A 15,604-nucleotide genomic window follows, 5' to 3' on the forward strand; every position below is an offset into this window, starting at 1 on the left:
CGGGCGGTACGAGCAGCACGAGCTGTACGACGACACGAAAGTTCTCACCCATGTCTGAGACCACCGGTGCCTCCTACGCCTCCGCGGGCGTCGACATCGAAGCGGGCGACCGCGCCGTCGAGCTCATGAAGGAGTGGGTGAAGAAGACGCAGCGCCCCGAGGTCCTCGGTGGCCTCGGCGGCTTCGCCGGCCTCTTCGACGCCTCCGCCCTCAAGCGCTACGAGCGTCCGCTGCTCGCCTCGGCGACCGACGGCGTCGGCACGAAGGTCGACATCGCCCGCCAGATGGGCGTGTACGACACGATCGGCCACGACCTGGTCGCGATGGTCATGGACGACATCGTCGTCTGCGGCGCCGAGCCGCTCTTCATGACCGACTACATCTGCGTCGGCAAGGTCCACCCCGAGCGGGTCGCCGCCATCGTCAAGGGCATCGCCGAGGGCTGCGTCCTGGCCGGCTGCGCCCTGGTCGGCGGCGAGACGGCGGAGCACCCGGGCCTCCTCGGCCCGGACGACTTCGACGTCGCCGGCGCGGGCACGGGTGTCGTGGAGTACGACCGGTTGCTCGGCGCGGACCGCATCCGTACGGGGGACGCGGTCATCGCCATGGCGTCCTCGGGCCTTCACTCCAACGGGTACTCGCTCGTCCGCCACGTGGTCTTCGACCGCGCCGGCATGACCCTCGACCAGCAGGTCGAGGAGCTCGGCCGGACGCTCGGCGAGGAGCTCCTGGAGCCCACGAAGATCTACTCGCTGGACTGCCTGGCCCTCACCCGGACCACGGACGTCCACGCCTTCAGCCACATCACGGGCGGCGGCCTGGCCGCCAACCTGGCCCGGGTCATCCCGGACGGGCTGCACGCCACGGTCGACCGCTCGACCTGGACGCCGGGCGCGATCTTCGACCTGGTCGGCAAGGCCGGTCAGGTGGAGCGCCTGGAGCTGGAGAAGACCCTGAACATGGGCGTCGGCATGATGGCCGTCGTGCCGGCCGAGTCCGTGGACGTGGCCCTGGCGACCCTGGAGGACCGCGGGGTCGAGGCCTGGGTCGCGGGCGAGATCACCGAGCGCGGGGCGCACACGACGGGCGCCGAGCTGGTCGGCGACTACGCCAAGTAGGAAGTTCACGGGCGGGGCGCTCCGAAGGGGCGCCCCGTCTGCGTATCCGCTTCCGGCAGCATCCGTACGCGGACGGCATCCCTACGCGGACAGCACAGAAACCCGGACGGGTGACCCCGGTCCGGGTTTCGGTGTTGCGATTCAGAAGGTCAAGCGCGACGCGGGGACGAACTCGGACCGGACTCGTCGTCCTCGTCCTCGTCGTCCGTGTTGTAGAGATCCGCGTACTGGGCGTACGGGTCGTCTTCCTCGTCGTCGTCCTCGAACGGCTCGCCATTCGGCGGCTGGCTCGAAGTCGAAGCGCCCAGCTCATTGGCCAGACGCGTCAGGTCTGTCCCGCCGCTGCTGTACTTCAGCTGGCGGGCGACCTTGGTCTGCTTGGCCTTTGCCCGGCCGCGCCCCATGGCTCGACCCCCTCGGTGACGGGGCTCTTCGGCCCCAGAGTCTTGACACGCGTTCATGATTCGGAACGGACTCTCGACAGAGAGACCGGTCCGTAGGGCTTCAACGGTACCTGTTTCCGTGGGTCTACGGTACGCCGCGCGCATCACATACCCCGGTACAGAACCTTCGAGGTGCCCTCTCCTCGCTGGTCAATCGCGATTTTAACCTCTTCTTGAGCGCCGACCCGCCGATGGGCGTGAGCGAAGTCTCCCCCGGCGGCGGGCCGGCCCTCCGTACTGCCGGGCGCGGGTCAGGCGCGGCGGGCGTCCGCCATGCGCTGCTCGGCGATCCGGTCGGCCGCGGCGGCCGGCGGAATGCCGTCGGACTTCGCACGTGCGAAGATCTCCAGGGTGGTGTCGAAGATCTTCGTGGCCTTCGCCTTGCAGCGGTCGAAGTCGAAGCCGTGCAGCTCGTCGGCGACCTGGATCACGCCACCGGCGTTGACCACGTAGTCGGGCGCGTAGAGGATGCCACGCGCCTCCAGGTCCTTCTCGACGCCCGGGTGGGCCAGCTGGTTGTTGGCCGCGCCGCAGACGATCTTCGCGGTGAGGACCGGGACGGTCTCGTCGTTGAGGGCGCCGCCCAGCGCGCAGGGCGCGTAGACGTCGAGGCCCTCGACGCGGATGAGCGCGTCGGTGTCGGCGACCACGGTGACCTGCGGGTGCTTGTCGGTGATCCGGCGCACCGACTCCTCGCGCACATCGGTGATCACGACCTCGGCGCCGTCCTCCAGGAGGTGCTCGACGAGGTAGTGGCCGACCTTGCCGACGCCCGCGACGCCGACCTTGCGGCCGCGCAGGGTCGGGTCGCCCCACACGGTCTGCGCGGCGGCGCGCATGCCCTGGAAGACGCCGAAGGCGGTGAGGACGGAGGAGTCGCCGGCGCCGCCGTTCTCGGGGGAGCGGCCGGTGGTCCACTGGTTGGTGCGGGCGACGACGTCCATGTCGGCGACGTAGGTGCCGACGTCGCAGGCCGTGACGTACCGGCCGCCGAGGGAGGCGACGAAGCGGCCGTAGGCGAGGAGGAGCTCCTCGGTCTTGATCTGCTCCGGGTCGCCGATGATGACGGCCTTGCCGCCGCCCAGGTCGAGTCCGGCCATGGCGTTCTTGTACGACATGCCGCGCGACAGGTTGAGCGCGTCGGCGATCGCCTCGGCCTCGGTGGCGTACGGGTAGAAGCGGGTGCCGCCGAGGGCGGGGCCCAGGGCGGTGGAGTGGAGGGCGATGACGGCCTTGAGGCCGGTGGCGCGGTCCTGACAGAGCACGACTTGCTCGTGGCCACCCTGCTCCGAGTGGAACAGGGTGTTGAGTACGTCGACAGGAACGCCGGTCACATCGGTCACGGTGGTGACTCCCAAGTACGAAGCGGCGGTTTCGGTCCTCCCTGTGGGTGGGGGAGGACCAGATCGGGAAGAGAGTAAGTCCTACCTGGGCGTAGATCGGCCGCAGTGCTCAGGATCACCCCCTCCCGGAGTACCTCCGTGGAAGGATTTGCGACATGTCGGTCGCCTCCACGGTCCCCGTTCCCTACGCGTCCTATCTGCGGGTGTACGAGCCGCTGGCCGCGTTCCCCGAGCCGGAGCGGTCCCACTGGGCCCGGTACGCGCGCCGGGCCCGCACCCCGGGGGCGCAGGAGGAGCTGCGCCGCTCGCTCGCGGACCTGCTGCCGACGCCCCCGGTGCCGGTGCCGGTGCACGAGAGCGGGGAGGCCTTCGTCGCGCATCTGGACGGGGTGGTGGTGATCTGCCCGTGGCGGACCCGGCTGCGCGGCTGGCTGGCCCTGGAGGAGCTGGCGGCGGGCCCGTACCCGGCGTCGGTGCTGGACGCGATGCTGCCGCCGGTGGTCCGGTCGCAGGTGGCGGGCGACTACGAGCGCTGGCTGAGCCGGAACCCGGACGCCCGGCCGTGGATCCGTACCGGGGTCTGGCAGGTGCCGCTGCGCTGGTTCGCGCTCTTCGGGGACGAGGACCGGGAGTACGAGCCGGGGGAGGCCGGGAGCACGGAGGCGGGCCGGGCGCCGGTGCTGCGGTACCGGACGACGATGGCGCAGGCGCGGCGGCGGCTGGCGCGGGCTCTGAAGGCGTTGCGGGAGTCGATCGACGACGGTCCGATGACGGAGGGTCTGATCGAGGTGGGGCGCTGGCTGGAGGAGTTCCATCCGAGGGCGCTCGTGGAGCTGGACTTCGGCGGTCTGGTGCACGTGATGCCGGCCGGGTGGCTGGCGGAGGACCGCTCGGCGGCGCAGCTGGCGGAGGGGATCGCCGCGCTGCGGGCGGGGAACGGCGAGGCGGCGAGCGAGGTGTACGGGCGGCTCGCGGAGCGCTGGCGGAAGGTCAGGGACCTCCGTTACGCGAACTGACATCAGTCGGACAAGTTCGTCAGGTAGGTATCGACAAGACATGTCCGGCGGGTGTAAATGATCTTGAGGGCGTGGCCGGTTTCCATTGGCCGGGTCTTTCGCACCGATGGGGTGAGGTCGTTGGTCCTGATCCGGGCCTTTGGCTCAAGCGTGACGGACAGCACGTAACGCACTCTTGCGCCCATCACCCACCCTCGTGCCAAAATAGGACAAGGAGTCCGGGGAGGGTTCCTTCCGCCCAAGTTCGGGCGGAACGCTCAGCATTGCACTCTATGGGGGGTCTGAGGACTCCTGATCGCTCTGTGACTGATCGTCACAGTGGCGTGACTGTCCGTTATGGCATGGTCAGTCGACTTCCGCCGCTGATGAACACCTGCGAGGGCAATTCCATCGGTTTGGCCGACGCGGCTGGACGGATGGTGTAGTTGTAGTGCCGAGGACAAGCCGTTCGTCCTATAACCGACTCGGCCCGCTTCTGCCATTTCGGGCAACGCGGGTCAAGGTGCAGAATTTAGAGGAAAGAACCGAGATTGGTTCGGTTCTCCCGAGGAGGCCGCTCATGACCGCTCGCACCCCTGATGCCGAGCCGCTGCTGACCCCTGCCGAGGTTGCCACGATGTTCCGCGTGGACCCGAAGACGGTGACCCGTTGGGCCAAGGCCGGCAAGCTCACGTCCATCCGCACCCTGGGTGGGCACCGCCGGTATCGCGAGGCCGAGGTTCGCGCTCTGCTGGCGGGTATTCCGCAGCAGCGCAGCGAGGCCTGAGGTCGCGCAGAACCCCGCAGGACCCTGCAACACCCCGTAACACCGGGCCCGTCCGGATCCCCCAATCCGGTCGCCCACCCCTAGTACTGCCGACGGACTCCTGCCCCAACAGGTCTTCGTCAACGATCGCGCTGGACTCCGCCGGGTCCAGCGCGATCTTTTTTGTGCCCCGCGCCACACTCTCTCCAGGGTGGTGCAATTGCACATATTAAATCCGGGCGGTGTAGGGAGGGTGTAAGTGCAGGGGTTTCTGAAACTCTTTCAGTGACACCCGTCACACTGGGGAGGTCTTGCCAAGGAACAGCCTCCCACTTCGCGGATCGCGGCCAACCGGCCGTTGGTCACGGGTCGGTGGGACTTTCGTCCTCGGCGCCGTCCGCCGGCTCCTCGGGCTCCGGAACCTCCATGGCGAGCCGCAGGAGGCGATGGCAGACCGCGCACCGACGGGTGAGGTGTCCGTACCGCGAAGCGGCCGCCAGATGGGCGCGCAGCAGCGCGCGAGTGTCGTGCCGAGCTGCGGACGCCGCGGCCATGCGCGACCACCTCCGGTGTGGGCCCCCGATTCCCTGAAGTCCGGGGTACCGGCGGGCGCGCGGCCCCGTCAAGACACGGGAACACAACGAAGGCCCGCATCTCGCGATGCGGGCCTTCGTGAAAGCGATCCTGACGGGACTTGAACCCGCGACCTCCACCTTGACAGGGTGGCGAGCTAACCAACTGCTCCACAGGACCTCGTTGCTTGCGAGACAGACTGTACAGCAGGTCAGGGGGTCTGGTCGAACTCACCGGCGGTGAGGTCCCGAGCACGGTCCTCCGGGGCGTCTCTACGGGGCCGCCGCGTCGATCGCCTTCACGATCCGCTTGTCCGAGATCGGGTACGCCGTCCCCAGCGCGTGCGCGAAGTAGCTCACCCGCAGCTCCTCGATCATCCAGCGGATGTCGGTGACCTCCGAAGGCACCGGACGCCCCTTCGGAAGCTGCTCCAGGAGCCAGGCGTACTCGTCCTGCATCTCCTGGACCTTCTCCATCCGGGTGGTGTCCCGCTGGACCCCGGTGGGCATCTGCTGGAGCCGCCGGTCCACCGCCACCAGGTAGCGCATCAGGTCCGGGAGCCGCTTCAGGCCCGTACGGGTGACGAAGCCGGCCGGCATCAGCCAGGCGAGCTGCGTCCGCACGTCGGTCAGGTTGTTGATCAGGGCCAGGCTGTTCGTCGACTTCAGCCGGCGCTCGCACGCCTGCCAGGCCGCCAGGATCTGCTGGACCTGGCCCACCGTCCGCACCGTCGTGTCGACCAGGTCCGCGCGGACCCGGTCGTACAGCTTCCGGAAGGACTCCTCGTCCCAGGCCGGGCCGCCGTGGTCCGCGATCAGCTTGTCGGCGGCGGCGGTCGCGCAGTCGTCGAAGAGGGCCTGGATCGAGCCGTGCGGGTTCGACGACAGGGCCAGCTTCTGCTGGTTGGTCAGCTTGTCCGAGGCGAACTTCGCCGGGTTCACCGGGATGTTCAGCATGATCAGCTTCCGGGTGCCCCGCCACATCGCCTGCGCCTGCTCGGCCTCCGAGTCGAAGAGCCGCACGGCCACCGAATCGCCCTCGTCGACCAGCGCCGGGTACGCCTTGACCGGCTGCCCGCCCCGCTTGGTCTCGAAGACCCTCGTGAGCGTCCCGATCGTCCAGTCCTTGAGGCCCGTGCGCTCCAGGGAGGGCCCGGAGCCGTCCGGGCCGCCCGTCGCCGCCGCGGCGGCCTTGGAGAGCGCCTGACGGGCCTTGGGGCGCAGCTTCAGGCGCAGCGTCTCCAGGTCCTTGTCCTCGGCCAGCTTCCGGCGCCGCTCGTCGACGATCCGGAAGGTCACCTTGAGGTGCTCGGGAACCTTCGACCAGTCGAAGTCCTCGGCCGTGACCGGGACGCCGACCATCCGCTGGAGCTCCCGCGCGAGCGCGCCCGCCAGCGGCTCCTGGACGGGGACCACGGAGTCCAGGAAGCGGGTCGCGAAGTTCGGCGCCGGCACGTAGTGGCGGCGGATCGGCTTCGGCAGCGAGCGGATCAGCTCCGTGACGACCTCCGTGCGCAGGCCCGGGATCTGCCACTCGAAGCCCTCGTCGGTCACCTGGTTGAGCACCTGGAGCGGCACGTGGACGGTCACGCCGTCCGCGTCCGCCCCCGGCTCGAACTGGTACGTCACCCGGAACTTCAGCGCGCCCTGGCGCCAGGAGTCCGGATAGTCGTCCTTGGTGACCGTCCCCGCCTTCTCGTTGATGAGCATCTCGCGCTCGAAGTCGAGGAACTCCGGCTCCTCGCGGCGCTTGTGCTTCCACCAGGAGTCGAAGTGGGCACCCGACACGACGTGTTCGGGGACGCGCTTGTCGTAGAAGTCGAAGAGCGTCTCGTCGTCGACGAGGATGTCCCGGCGCCTGGCCCGGTGTTCGAGCTCCTCGACCTCGGTGAGGAGCTTGCGGTTGTCCGCGAAGAACTTGTGGTGGGTGCGCCAGTCGCCCTCGACGAGCGCGTTCCGGATGAACAGGTCGCGGGAGACCTCCGGGTCGATCCGCCCGTAGTTCACCTTGCGGTCGGCGACGATCGGGACGCCGTACAGCGTCACCTTCTCGAAGGCCATCACGGCCGCCTGGTCCTTCTCCCAGTGCGGCTCGCTGTACGTCTTCTTCACCAGGTGCTGCGCGAGCGGCTCGATCCACTCGGGCTCGATCCGGGCGTTCACCCGGGCCCAGAGCCGCGAGGTCTCCACCAGCTCGGCGGACATCACGAAACGCGGGGGCTTCTTGAAGAGCGCCGAGCCGGGGAAGATCGCGAACTTGGCGCTGCGCGCGCCCAGGTACTCGTTCCGGGTGCCCTCGCGCTTCGGGCCCTGGCTCTCCTTGCTCTCCTTCACGTCCTTCAGACCGACGTGGGAGAGCAGGCCGGACAGCAGGGAGACGTGCACGGACTGCTCCGGCGCGTCCTCCTCGTTCAGATGGATCCCCATCTGCTTCGCGACCGTCCGCAGCTGGGCGTAGATGTCCTGCCACTCGCGGATCCGCAGGAAGTTCAGGTACTCCTGCTTGCACATCCGGCGGAAGGAGCTGGAGCCGCGCTCCCGCTGCTGCTCGCGGACGTACCGCCACAGGTTGAGGAAGGCGAGGAAGTCGCTCGTCTCGTCCTTGAACCGGGCGTGCTGCTGGTCGGCCTGCGCCTGCTTCTCGGACGGCCGCTCGCGCGGGTCCTGGATGGAGAGCGCCGCCGCGATCACCATGACCTCGCGGACGCAGCCGTTCTTGTCGGCCTCCAGGACCATCCGGGCGAGCCGCGGGTCCACGGGCAGCTGGGACAGCTTCCGGCCCTGCTGCGTCAGCCGCTTCTTCGGGTCCTTCTCCGTCGGGTCGATCGCGCCGAGCTCCTGGAGGAGCTGCACGCCGTCCCGGATGTTCCGGTGGTCCGGCGGGTCGATGAAGGGGAACTTCTCGATGTCGCCGAGGCCGGCCGCGGTCATCTGGAGGATGACGGAGGCCAGGTTCGTACGGAGGATCTCCGCGTCCGTGAACTCCGGGCGGGTGAGGAAGTCGTCCTCGGAGTACAGCCGGATGCAGATGCCGTCCGACGTACGGCCGCAGCGGCCCTTGCGCTGGTTGGCGCTGGCCTGGCTGACCGGCTCGATCGGCAGCCGCTGCACCTTGGTGCGGTGCGAGTAGCGGGAGATGCGGGCGGTGCCCGGATCGATCACGTACTTGATGCCGGGGACGGTCAGGGAGGTCTCGGCGACGTTCGTCGCGAGGACGATCCGGCGGCCGGAGTGCGCCTGGAAGACCCGGTGCTGCTCGGCATGGGAGAGCCTGGCGTACAGCGGCAGGATCTCGGTGTTGAAGAGCTTCTTCTTGAGCAGCGCGTCCGCCGTGTCGCGGATCTCGCGCTCGCCGGAGAGGAAGACCAGGACGTCGCCGGGCCCTTCCTTCTGGAGCTCGTCGACGGCGTCGCAGATCGCGGTGATCTGGTCCCGGTCCGACTCCTCCGAGTCCTCCTCCAGGAGGGGCCGGTAGCGGACCTCGACCGGGTACGTACGCCCGCTGACCTCGACGATCGGGGCGTCGCCGAAGTGGCGGGAGAAGCGCTCCGGGTCGATCGTCGCCGAGGTGATGACGACCTTGAGGTCGGGGCGCTTCGGCAGCAGCTGGGCCAGATAGCCGAGCAGGAAGTCGATGTTGAGGGACCGCTCGTGGGCCTCGTCGATGATGATCGTGTCGTACGCGCGCAGCTCGCGGTCCGTCTGGATCTCGGCGAGCAGGATGCCGTCCGTCATCAGCTTCACGAAGGTCGCGTCCGGGTTCACCTGGTCGGTGAAGCGGACCTTCCAGCCGACGGCCTCGCCCAGCGGGGTCCTCAGCTCCTCGGCGACGCGCTCGGCGACCGTACGGGCGGCGATCCGGCGGGGCTGGGTGTGCCCGATCATGCCCCGGACGCCCCGGCCCAGCTCCAGACAGATCTTCGGGATCTGCGTGGTCTTGCCGGAGCCCGTCTCACCGGCGACGATCACGACCTGGTGGTCGCGTATCGCCTCCAGGATCTCGTCCTTCTTCTGCGAGACGGGCAGTTGCTCGGGATACGTGACCGCGGGCACGCGGGAGGCGCGCCCGTCGACGCGCTCCTTGGCCTTGGCCGCCTCGGCGGCGATCTCGTCCAGGACGGCCGCGCGGGCCTCGGGCTTGCGGATGCGGCGGGCGCCTTCGAGACGGCGGCCGAGCCGGTGGGAGTCCCGCAGCGAGACCTCGGCCAGGACGGACTGGAGGGCGGCGAAGGAAGTAGACATACGGGATCCAGGATCGCACCTGCGGACGAGAAGCGGCGAACCGATTTACGAAGGGGGCGGAGCGGCCGTGCGTAGTATTTCGGGCATCTGGCCCGGACCGGAGAGGTTTCGCATGTTCCGCACCACCCGCGCGCCAGCGGCGCTCGCCGCGCTCCTGGGCCTGGTGCTGGTGCTTCTGACCTGCGGGGCCTTCGCCCCGAGCGGTACGGCTCCGGGCCCGGCACGGTTCGTCGGTACGGCCCCGGCCGCGGTCCCCGTCGCCGACGCGGCCCCCGTCGTCCTCGGTGCCGCCGTGCCCGGCTGCGACCCGGGCCACCCCGCCGACGAAGGGGCCGGAGGCCCCGTCGTACCACCGCGTGCGCACGGCTTCGCCGAGCTGCTGCCGGCGCTGGCCGCCGACCGGGTGGCGCCCGGGGTCCGGCAGCCGGACCCCTGCGACCCGGCCGCGCCGCCGGGCCGGGAGCAACCCGCGCGCGTACCTCGGTCTCCCGTGGAGCTGTCGGTCCTGAGGGTGTAGACGGACGGCCGCCTTCCGCCGTCCTTCCCCTCTGATCCGTGCAGGAGTACTTCCGCATGTCCAAGTCCAAGCCGATTCTGATCGTCTCCGGGGTCGCGGCCGCCGCCGTGCTGCTCGGCGTGGTCTCGTACACCGCCACCAAGCCCTCGTCCCCCGGCGCCTCCGGCTCCTCGTCCGTCGCCGAGGTCTCCGCCGACCCCTCCGCCGGCGTCTATGCCGAGCTGGAGGCGTACGCCCGCCGCGACGCCTCCGACAAGCTCGCCCTCGGCCGCGCCGACGCTCCCGTCGTGCTCATCGAGTACGCCGACTTCAAGTGCGGCTACTGCGGGAAGTTCGCCCGCGACACCGAGCCGGCCCTGGTGAAGAAGTACGTCGAGAAGGGCACCCTGCGGATCGAGTGGCGGAACTTCCCGATCTTCGGCGAGGAGTCGGAGGCCGCTGCCCGCGCCTCCTGGGCGGCCGGGCGGCAGGGCCGGTTCTGGGAGTTCCACAGGGCCGCCTACGCCGAGGGCGCCAAGGAGAAGGGCTTCGGCAAGGAGCGCCTGGCCGCCCTCGCGGCCGAGGCCGGCGTGCCCGACCTCGCCCGGTTCGCCGAGGACGGCGACAGCGCGGCGGCGCGGGAGGCCGTACGGAAGGACCAGGAACAGGGGTACGAGCTCGGGGCCTCCTCCACCCCGTCCTTCCTGGTCAACGGCCGGCCCATCGCGGGCGCCCAGCCGCTGGAGACCTTCACGGAGGCGATCGAGGCGGCGGCGAAGGCGGCTCCGAAGGCGGCTCCGACCGCCGCGCCGACGAAGGCCGGGCAGTGACCTCCGGCATCGGCTACTTCGCCGCCTTCCTCGGCGGCCTCCTCGCCCTGCTCAGCCCGTGCAGCGCCCTGCTCCTGCCCGCCTTCTTCGCGTATTCGATCGACACGCGCGCGAAGCTCGTGGCCAGGACCGGCATCCTCTACGCGGGCCTTGCGACCACGCTCGTCCCGCTCGGCGCGGCCGGCTCCCTCGCGGGCCGGTTCTTCTACGGCCACCGGGACCTGCTCGTCACCGCCGGCGGCTGGCTGATCGTCGGCCTCGGCGTCCTCCAGATCCTCGGGCTCGGCTTCACCTCCCGTCGGATCGCCGAGGCGAGCGGCCGCATCCGGCCCACCTCGGCGCTCTCCGTCTACGCCCTCGGCCTGGTCTACGGCCTCGCGGGCTTCTGCGCGGGCCCGATCCTGGGCAGCGTCCTGACGGTGGCGGCGCTGAGCGGCAGCCCGGCGTACGGCGGACTGCTCCTCGCCGTGTACGCGCTGGGGATGGCCGTCCCGCTGTTCGTCCTGGCGCTGCTCTGGGAGCGGTACGAGCTGGGCCGGCGGCGCTGGCTGCGCGGCCGGCCGCTCCGTGTCGGCCGCTTCGAGGTGCACTCCACCTCGCTGCTGTCGGGCCTCTTCTTCATCGCCCTCGGCACCCTGTTCCTGGTCTTCGACGGGACGACCGCGCTGCCGGGCCTGCTGTCGGTGGACGACTCCTTCGCCGTCGAGGAGCGGGTCGCCTCGCTCGGCCGGGCGGTGCCGGACTGGGCGCTGCTCGTCGCGGTCGTGGCGGCGGTGGCGGCGGCGCTCGCGGTGCGCGGCCGCAAGGGGCGGCGGCGCGAGGAGGTCTGAGCCGTACGGGGGAGGGGCGCGGGCCCCTTCCCCGTACCGCTCATCTCTCCGGGGAACGAAGAACGCTCCGGGGAACGAAGAAGGCCCCGTTCTTTCGAACGGGGCCTTCTCTTTGTGGCTGGGGCCGGGGTCGAACCGGCGACCTATCGCTTTTCAGGCGATCGCTCGTACCAACTGAGCTACCCAGCCACGAAGCTGTTTCCAGCTTCAGCGACTCTGACGGGACTTGAACCCGCGACCTCCACCTTGACAGGGTGGCGAGCTAACCAACTGCTCCACAGAGCCAAGCTTGTGTGCGATCACTAGTCTCGCACACGGTAATGCGTGCCCCCAACGGGATTCGAACCCGTGCTACCGCCTTGAAAGGGCGGCGTCCTGGGCCACTAGACGATGAGGGCTAGAGGCTCACCTGCGCACTTCTCAGTGCGTCGGGGACGTGAGAAGCATATGGGATGTCGGCCGGTATCGCCAAAACGGTTTCCCGGCGGGGGAGAATGGGCCCGTGCTGGAGATGACGCGCGAGGAGTTCGAGGAGCTCGTCGCCGAGGCCCTGGACCGGATCCCGCCGGAGCTGACCCGGCTGATGGACAACGTCGCCGTGTTCGTGGAGGACGAGCCCTCCCCGGACGATCCCGAGCTGCTCGGGCTCTACGAGGGGACGCCGCTGACGGAGCGCGGCGAGTGGTACGCCGGGGTGCTGCCCGACCGGATCACGATCTACCGGGGGCCGACGCTGCGGATGTGCGAGTCGCGCGAGGACGTCGTGGCCGAGACCGAGATCACCGTCGTCCATGAGATCGCCCACCACTTCGGCATCGACGACGAGCGGCTGCACGCACTCGGCTACGGCTGAGTCGGCCGGGCGGCCGGGGCGATCCGGCGACCGGGGGCGGGTGATCGCGGGCCGTGGCCGGATCGGGTCGCTGTGCGGCGGCCGTGTCCCTTGTGGTGCCTGGGGAGTTGGGCAGGGTGACGCGTTCCGTTCCTGCCTGTTGTGTCCTGGAGGTGCCCCCCGTGCGCCATTTGCCCACCCCTGTGAGATGGGCCGCCACCGCGCTGGCCGTCGCGGCCTGTGCCGGTCTGAGCGGCTGTATGAGCGTGAGCGACGAGGGGGCGAAGCCGGCGCCCGGCGCGTCCGGGGGGAAGCGCGGCGTGGCGGCCGAGAGCGACGGCGGTGGCGCGGACCAGGGCGGGGGCTCCGGATCCTGGAACGGCCGATCCGGGAGGGACGGGCCTGCCGCGGCCGGCGGCGGCAAGGAGTCCCCGGTGCCGAGCGGCTCGCCGTCCGGCACGGCGAAGCCCTCGCCGGGCGCGGTGCTGCCGGTGGAGGGGCCGGGCGGGACCGGGGGGCCGTCGAAGCCGCAGCCGGCCGGCGGCGGCCACGAGGTCCCGGGCGCCGGCTCGGGCGGTGACAGCGGCAGCGGCGGCAGCGGGGGCACGGGCGGCGGGAGCGGCGGAGGCGCCGGGGGGCCGGACGGCGGCGGGGCCACGCCCACGCCGGATCCGACCCAGCCGAGCCCCGATCCGACGCCGGAGCCGACCTCGAACCCGACGCCGGAGCCGACCCCGGAGCCGACCTCGAACCCCACCGATCCGCCGAGCACCGGACCCGGCACCCAGATGGGTGCCATGCGGGCGGCGGACGGGCCGGGGGCGCCCCCGGAGCCCGCGGCATCGCCGCAGGCGGAGCCGGTGTGACGCAGTCCGATTTGCCATAGGTGGGGGAGGGTGCGTATGGTGGTAGATCGCTTGATCCCATTGCCCGGCGCCGATACCGAAGAGCGCCGTGTGGCGCGTACTCTCCCTAGCCGTGGCTGACCGCATTGAGGCGGTCGATTTGCGAAATCACGGAGTTGACGGGCGCGTGCCGAGACTCCGGAAGGTTTCGCATTTCGCATGTCCATTTTCAGTTCTGACCACGCCGTCATGCCCGAGAACGACGAGATCGTCGAGGCCGTAGAGGCCACCGAGACCGTCGAGACCGCCGACGCCGTCTCCACCGAGACCGTCGCGATCGAGGCCGACGACACCGACGCCGAGGCCCTCGTCGAGGAGCCCGCCGAGCCCACCATCACCTTCGGCGACCTCGGTCTGCCCGAGGGCGTCGTGCGGAAGCTCGCGCAGAACGGCGTCACCACCCCCTTCCCGATCCAGGCGGCGACCATCCCGGACGCCCTGGCCGGCAAGGACATCCTCGGCCGCGGCCGCACCGGCTCCGGCAAGACCCTCTCCTTCGGTCTGCCGCTGCTCGCCACCCTGGCGGACGGCCACACCGAGAAGAAGAAGCCCCGCGGCGTCATCCTCACCCCGACCCGTGAGCTCGCGATGCAGGTCGCGGACGCCCTCCAGCCCTACGGCGACGTGCTCGGCCTCAAGATGAAGGTCGTCTGCGGTGGTACGTCCATGGGCAACCAGATCTACGCCCTGGAGCGCGGCGTCGACATCCTCGTCGCCACCCCGGGCCGTCTGCGCGACGTCATCAACCGCGGCGCCTGCTCGCTCGAGAACGTCCAGGTCGCCGTCCTCGACGAGGCCGACCAGATGGCCGACCTGGGCTTCCTGCCCGAGGTCACCGAGCTGCTCGACCAGGTCCCCGAGGGCGGCCAGCGTCTCCTCTTCTCCGCCACCCTGGAGAACGAGATCGACACCCTCGTCAAGCGCTACCTGGTGAACCCGGTCACGCACGAGGTCGACCCGTCCGCCGGCGCCGTCACCACGATGACCCACCACGTCCTCGTCGTGAAGCCGAAGGACAAGGCCCCGGTCACCGCCGCCATCGCCGCGCGCAAGGGCCGCACCATCATCTTCGTCCGCACCCAGCTGGGCGCGGACCGCATCGCCGAGCAGCTGCGCGACGCCGGTGTGAAGGCCGACGCCCTGCACGGCGGCATGACCCAGGGCGCCCGTACGCGCACCCTGGCCGACTTCAAGGACGGCTACGTCAACGCGCTCGTCGCGACCGACGTCGCCGCCCGAGGCATCCACGTCGACGGCATCGACCTGGTCCTGAACGTGGACCCGGCCGGCGACCACAAGGACTACCTGCACCGCTCGGGCCGCACCGCCCGCGCCGGCCGCTCCGGTGTCGTGGTCTCCCTGGCCCTGCCGCACCAGCGCCGCCAGATCTTCCGTCTGATGGAGGACGCGGGCGTCGACGCCTCGCGCCACATCGTCGGCGGCGCCGGCGCGTTCGACCCGGAGGTCGCCGAGATCACCGGCGCCCGTTCGCTGACCGAGGTCCAGGCCGACTCCGCGAACAACTCGGCCAAGCAGGCCGAGCGCGAGGTCGTCGACCTGACGAAGCAGCTGGAGCGCCTCCAGCGCCGTGCCGTCGAGCTCCGCGAGGAGGCCGACCGCCTGGTGGCCCGCGCCGCCCGCGAGCGCGGTGAGGACCCGGAGGCCGCCGTCGCCGAGGTGACCGAGGCCGCCGAGGCCGAGGTCGCGGCCGCGGCCGTCGAGGCCGAGCGCGCCGCGAAGGCCGAGGAGCGCCGCGAGGAGCAGCGTTCGACCTACCGCGACGAGCGGGGCAACTTCGAGCGCCGTGACCGCGGTGACCGTGGCGGCTTCAACCGTGACGACCGCGGCGACCGCGGTGGCTTCCGTCGTGACGACCGTGGCGACCGGGGTGACCGTGGCGGCTTCCGCCGCGACGACCGTCCGTCCGGTGGTTTCCGTCGTGACGACCGTCCGTCGGGCGGCTTCAACCGCGATGACCGCGGCGGCCGTTCCTTCGAGCGTCGTGACAACGACCGTCCGTCCGGCGGCTTCCGCCGCGACGACCGCCCCTCGGGTGGTTTCCGTCGTGACGACCGTCCGTCGGGCGGCTTCAACCGCGATGACCGCGGCGGCCGTTCGTTCGAGCGTCGTGACAACGACCGTCCGTCGGGCGGCTTCAACCGCGATGACCGCGGCGGCCGTTCCTTCGAGCGTCGTGACAACGACCGTCCGTCCGGCGGCTTCCGCCGCGAC

At 70.6% G+C, this 15,604-nt stretch carries 13 protein-coding genes and 4 tRNA genes; 9 read left to right on the forward strand and 8 right to left on the reverse strand.

The annotated features are described in order from the left end of the window. Window positions 1–50: 50 nt before the first annotated feature. Window positions 51–1,118: a phosphoribosylformylglycinamidine cyclo-ligase gene (gene purM / locus ACFYX3_RS17260; RefSeq protein WP_382655727.1), complete on the forward strand. Its 1,068-nt coding sequence runs from the start codon at window positions 51–53 to the stop codon at window positions 1,116–1,118. A 149-nt stretch (window positions 1,119–1,267) separates the two neighbouring features. On the opposite strand, the gene ACFYX3_RS17265 is transcribed toward purM, so the two are convergent. Beyond that, the gene (locus ACFYX3_RS17265) at window positions 1,268–1,522 is read right to left on the reverse strand and encodes a DUF3073 domain-containing protein (RefSeq protein WP_030685394.1); all 255 of its coding nucleotides are present in this window, start codon (window positions 1,520–1,522) and stop codon (window positions 1,268–1,270) included. A gap of 290 nt (window positions 1,523–1,812) precedes the next feature. Then, entirely contained in the window at window positions 1,813–2,904 is a 1,092-nt protein-coding gene (locus ACFYX3_RS17270; protein WP_116165406.1) for a Glu/Leu/Phe/Val dehydrogenase dimerization domain-containing protein, read from the reverse strand. A 155-nt stretch (window positions 2,905–3,059) separates the two neighbouring features. Between ACFYX3_RS17270 and ACFYX3_RS17275 the strand changes: the two genes are divergently transcribed. Then, entirely contained in the window at window positions 3,060–3,920 is an 861-nt protein-coding gene (locus ACFYX3_RS17275) for a hypothetical protein (protein ID WP_376591748.1), read from the forward strand. Window positions 3,921–4,479: 559 nt separating this feature from the next. Further along, complete coding sequence (gene bldC / locus ACFYX3_RS17280) at window positions 4,480–4,686, forward strand: developmental transcriptional regulator BldC (RefSeq protein WP_003949541.1); 207 nt, start codon at window positions 4,480–4,482, stop codon at window positions 4,684–4,686. A gap of 341 nt (window positions 4,687–5,027) precedes the next feature. On the opposite strand, the gene ACFYX3_RS17285 is transcribed toward bldC, so the two are convergent. The 3 genes from ACFYX3_RS17285 to hrpA all read right to left on the reverse strand — a co-directional run bounded on the left by ACFYX3_RS17285 (window position 5,028) and on the right by hrpA (window position 9,479). Continuing rightward, on the reverse strand, window positions 5,028–5,219 hold the full coding sequence (locus ACFYX3_RS17285; RefSeq protein ID WP_389013852.1) for a DUF6274 family protein: 192 nt from the start codon (window positions 5,217–5,219) through the stop codon (window positions 5,028–5,030). 125 nt (window positions 5,220–5,344) lie between these two features. Further along, window positions 5,345–5,418: transfer RNA gene (locus ACFYX3_RS17290), tRNA-Asp, on the reverse strand. 92 nt (window positions 5,419–5,510) lie between these two features. Further along, entirely contained in the window at window positions 5,511–9,479 is a 3,969-nt protein-coding gene (gene hrpA / locus ACFYX3_RS17295; protein ID WP_389013855.1) for an ATP-dependent RNA helicase HrpA, read from the reverse strand. Between the two features lie 112 nt (window positions 9,480–9,591). On the opposite strand from hrpA, the gene ACFYX3_RS17300 reads away from it, so the two are divergent. From ACFYX3_RS17300 to ACFYX3_RS17310, 3 genes are read left to right on the forward strand one after another with little or no spacing between them, the layout of a single operon-like run. After that, complete coding sequence (locus tag ACFYX3_RS17300) at window positions 9,592–9,996, forward strand: hypothetical protein (RefSeq protein ID WP_389013858.1); 405 nt, start codon at window positions 9,592–9,594, stop codon at window positions 9,994–9,996. 56 nt (window positions 9,997–10,052) lie between these two features. Then, entirely contained in the window at window positions 10,053–10,805 is a 753-nt protein-coding gene (locus ACFYX3_RS17305) for a DsbA family protein (RefSeq protein WP_389013861.1), read from the forward strand. Beyond that, the gene (locus tag ACFYX3_RS17310; protein ID WP_382655715.1) at window positions 10,802–11,635 is read left to right on the forward strand and encodes a cytochrome c biogenesis CcdA family protein; all 834 of its coding nucleotides are present in this window, start codon (window positions 10,802–10,804) and stop codon (window positions 11,633–11,635) included. The genes ACFYX3_RS17305 and ACFYX3_RS17310 overlap by 4 nt, the downstream gene beginning before the upstream one ends. Window positions 11,636–11,750: 115 nt before the next feature. Here ACFYX3_RS17310 and ACFYX3_RS17315 read toward each other — a convergent pair. The 3 genes from ACFYX3_RS17315 to ACFYX3_RS17325 all read right to left on the reverse strand — a co-directional run bounded on the left by ACFYX3_RS17315 (window position 11,751) and on the right by ACFYX3_RS17325 (window position 12,033). Continuing rightward, window positions 11,751–11,824 (reverse strand) — tRNA-Phe (locus ACFYX3_RS17315). 22 nt (window positions 11,825–11,846) lie between these two features. After that, window positions 11,847–11,920, reverse strand: a tRNA-Asp gene (locus ACFYX3_RS17320). A gap of 40 nt (window positions 11,921–11,960) precedes the next feature. Further along, window positions 11,961–12,033 (reverse strand) — tRNA-Glu (locus ACFYX3_RS17325). 104 nt (window positions 12,034–12,137) lie between these two features. Between ACFYX3_RS17325 and ACFYX3_RS17330 the strand changes: the two genes are divergently transcribed. From ACFYX3_RS17330 to ACFYX3_RS17340, 3 genes are all read left to right on the forward strand, one after another. Continuing rightward, window positions 12,138–12,488 (forward strand): metallopeptidase family protein, encoded by a 351-nt coding sequence (locus ACFYX3_RS17330; RefSeq protein WP_030496497.1) that lies wholly within the window; start codon window positions 12,138–12,140, stop codon window positions 12,486–12,488. Window positions 12,489–12,727: 239 nt separating this feature from the next. Beyond that, window positions 12,728–13,333, forward strand: coding sequence for a hypothetical protein (locus tag ACFYX3_RS17335; RefSeq protein WP_389013866.1), 606 nt, complete (start codon window positions 12,728–12,730; stop codon window positions 13,331–13,333). A 198-nt stretch (window positions 13,334–13,531) separates the two neighbouring features. Then, window positions 13,532–15,604: DEAD/DEAH box helicase (locus ACFYX3_RS17340; protein WP_389013869.1), on the forward strand; the 2,073-nt coding region annotated here is incomplete at its 3' end.

Source organism: Streptomyces sp. NPDC002463 (assembly GCF_042889835.1).
GTDB lineage: Bacteria > Actinomycetota > Actinomycetes > Streptomycetales > Streptomycetaceae > Streptomyces > Streptomyces nymphaeiformis.

What these genes read in the sequence shown, in the direction of transcription:
- purM (WP_382655727.1), top strand. Translation starts at nt 51, where the DNA reads ATGTCTGAGACCACCGGTGCCTCCTACGCCTCCGCGGGCGTCGACATC.
- ACFYX3_RS17265 (WP_030685394.1), bottom strand. Translation starts at nt 1,522, where the DNA reads ATGGGGCGCGGCCGGGCAAAGGCCAAGCAGACCAAGGTCGCCCGCCAG.
- ACFYX3_RS17275 (WP_376591748.1), top strand. Translation starts at nt 3,060, where the DNA reads ATGTCGGTCGCCTCCACGGTCCCCGTTCCCTACGCGTCCTATCTGCGG.
- bldC (WP_003949541.1), top strand. Translation starts at nt 4,480, where the DNA reads ATGACCGCTCGCACCCCTGATGCCGAGCCGCTGCTGACCCCTGCCGAG.
- ACFYX3_RS17285 (WP_389013852.1), bottom strand. Translation starts at nt 5,219, where the DNA reads ATGGCCGCGGCGTCCGCAGCTCGGCACGACACTCGCGCGCTGCTGCGC.
- hrpA (WP_389013855.1), bottom strand. Translation starts at nt 9,479, where the DNA reads ATGTCTACTTCCTTCGCCGCCCTCCAGTCCGTCCTGGCCGAGGTCTCG.
- ACFYX3_RS17300 (WP_389013858.1), top strand. Translation starts at nt 9,592, where the DNA reads ATGTTCCGCACCACCCGCGCGCCAGCGGCGCTCGCCGCGCTCCTGGGC.
- ACFYX3_RS17305 (WP_389013861.1), top strand. Translation starts at nt 10,053, where the DNA reads ATGTCCAAGTCCAAGCCGATTCTGATCGTCTCCGGGGTCGCGGCCGCC.
- ACFYX3_RS17335 (WP_389013866.1), top strand. Translation starts at nt 12,728, where the DNA reads ATGAGCGTGAGCGACGAGGGGGCGAAGCCGGCGCCCGGCGCGTCCGGG.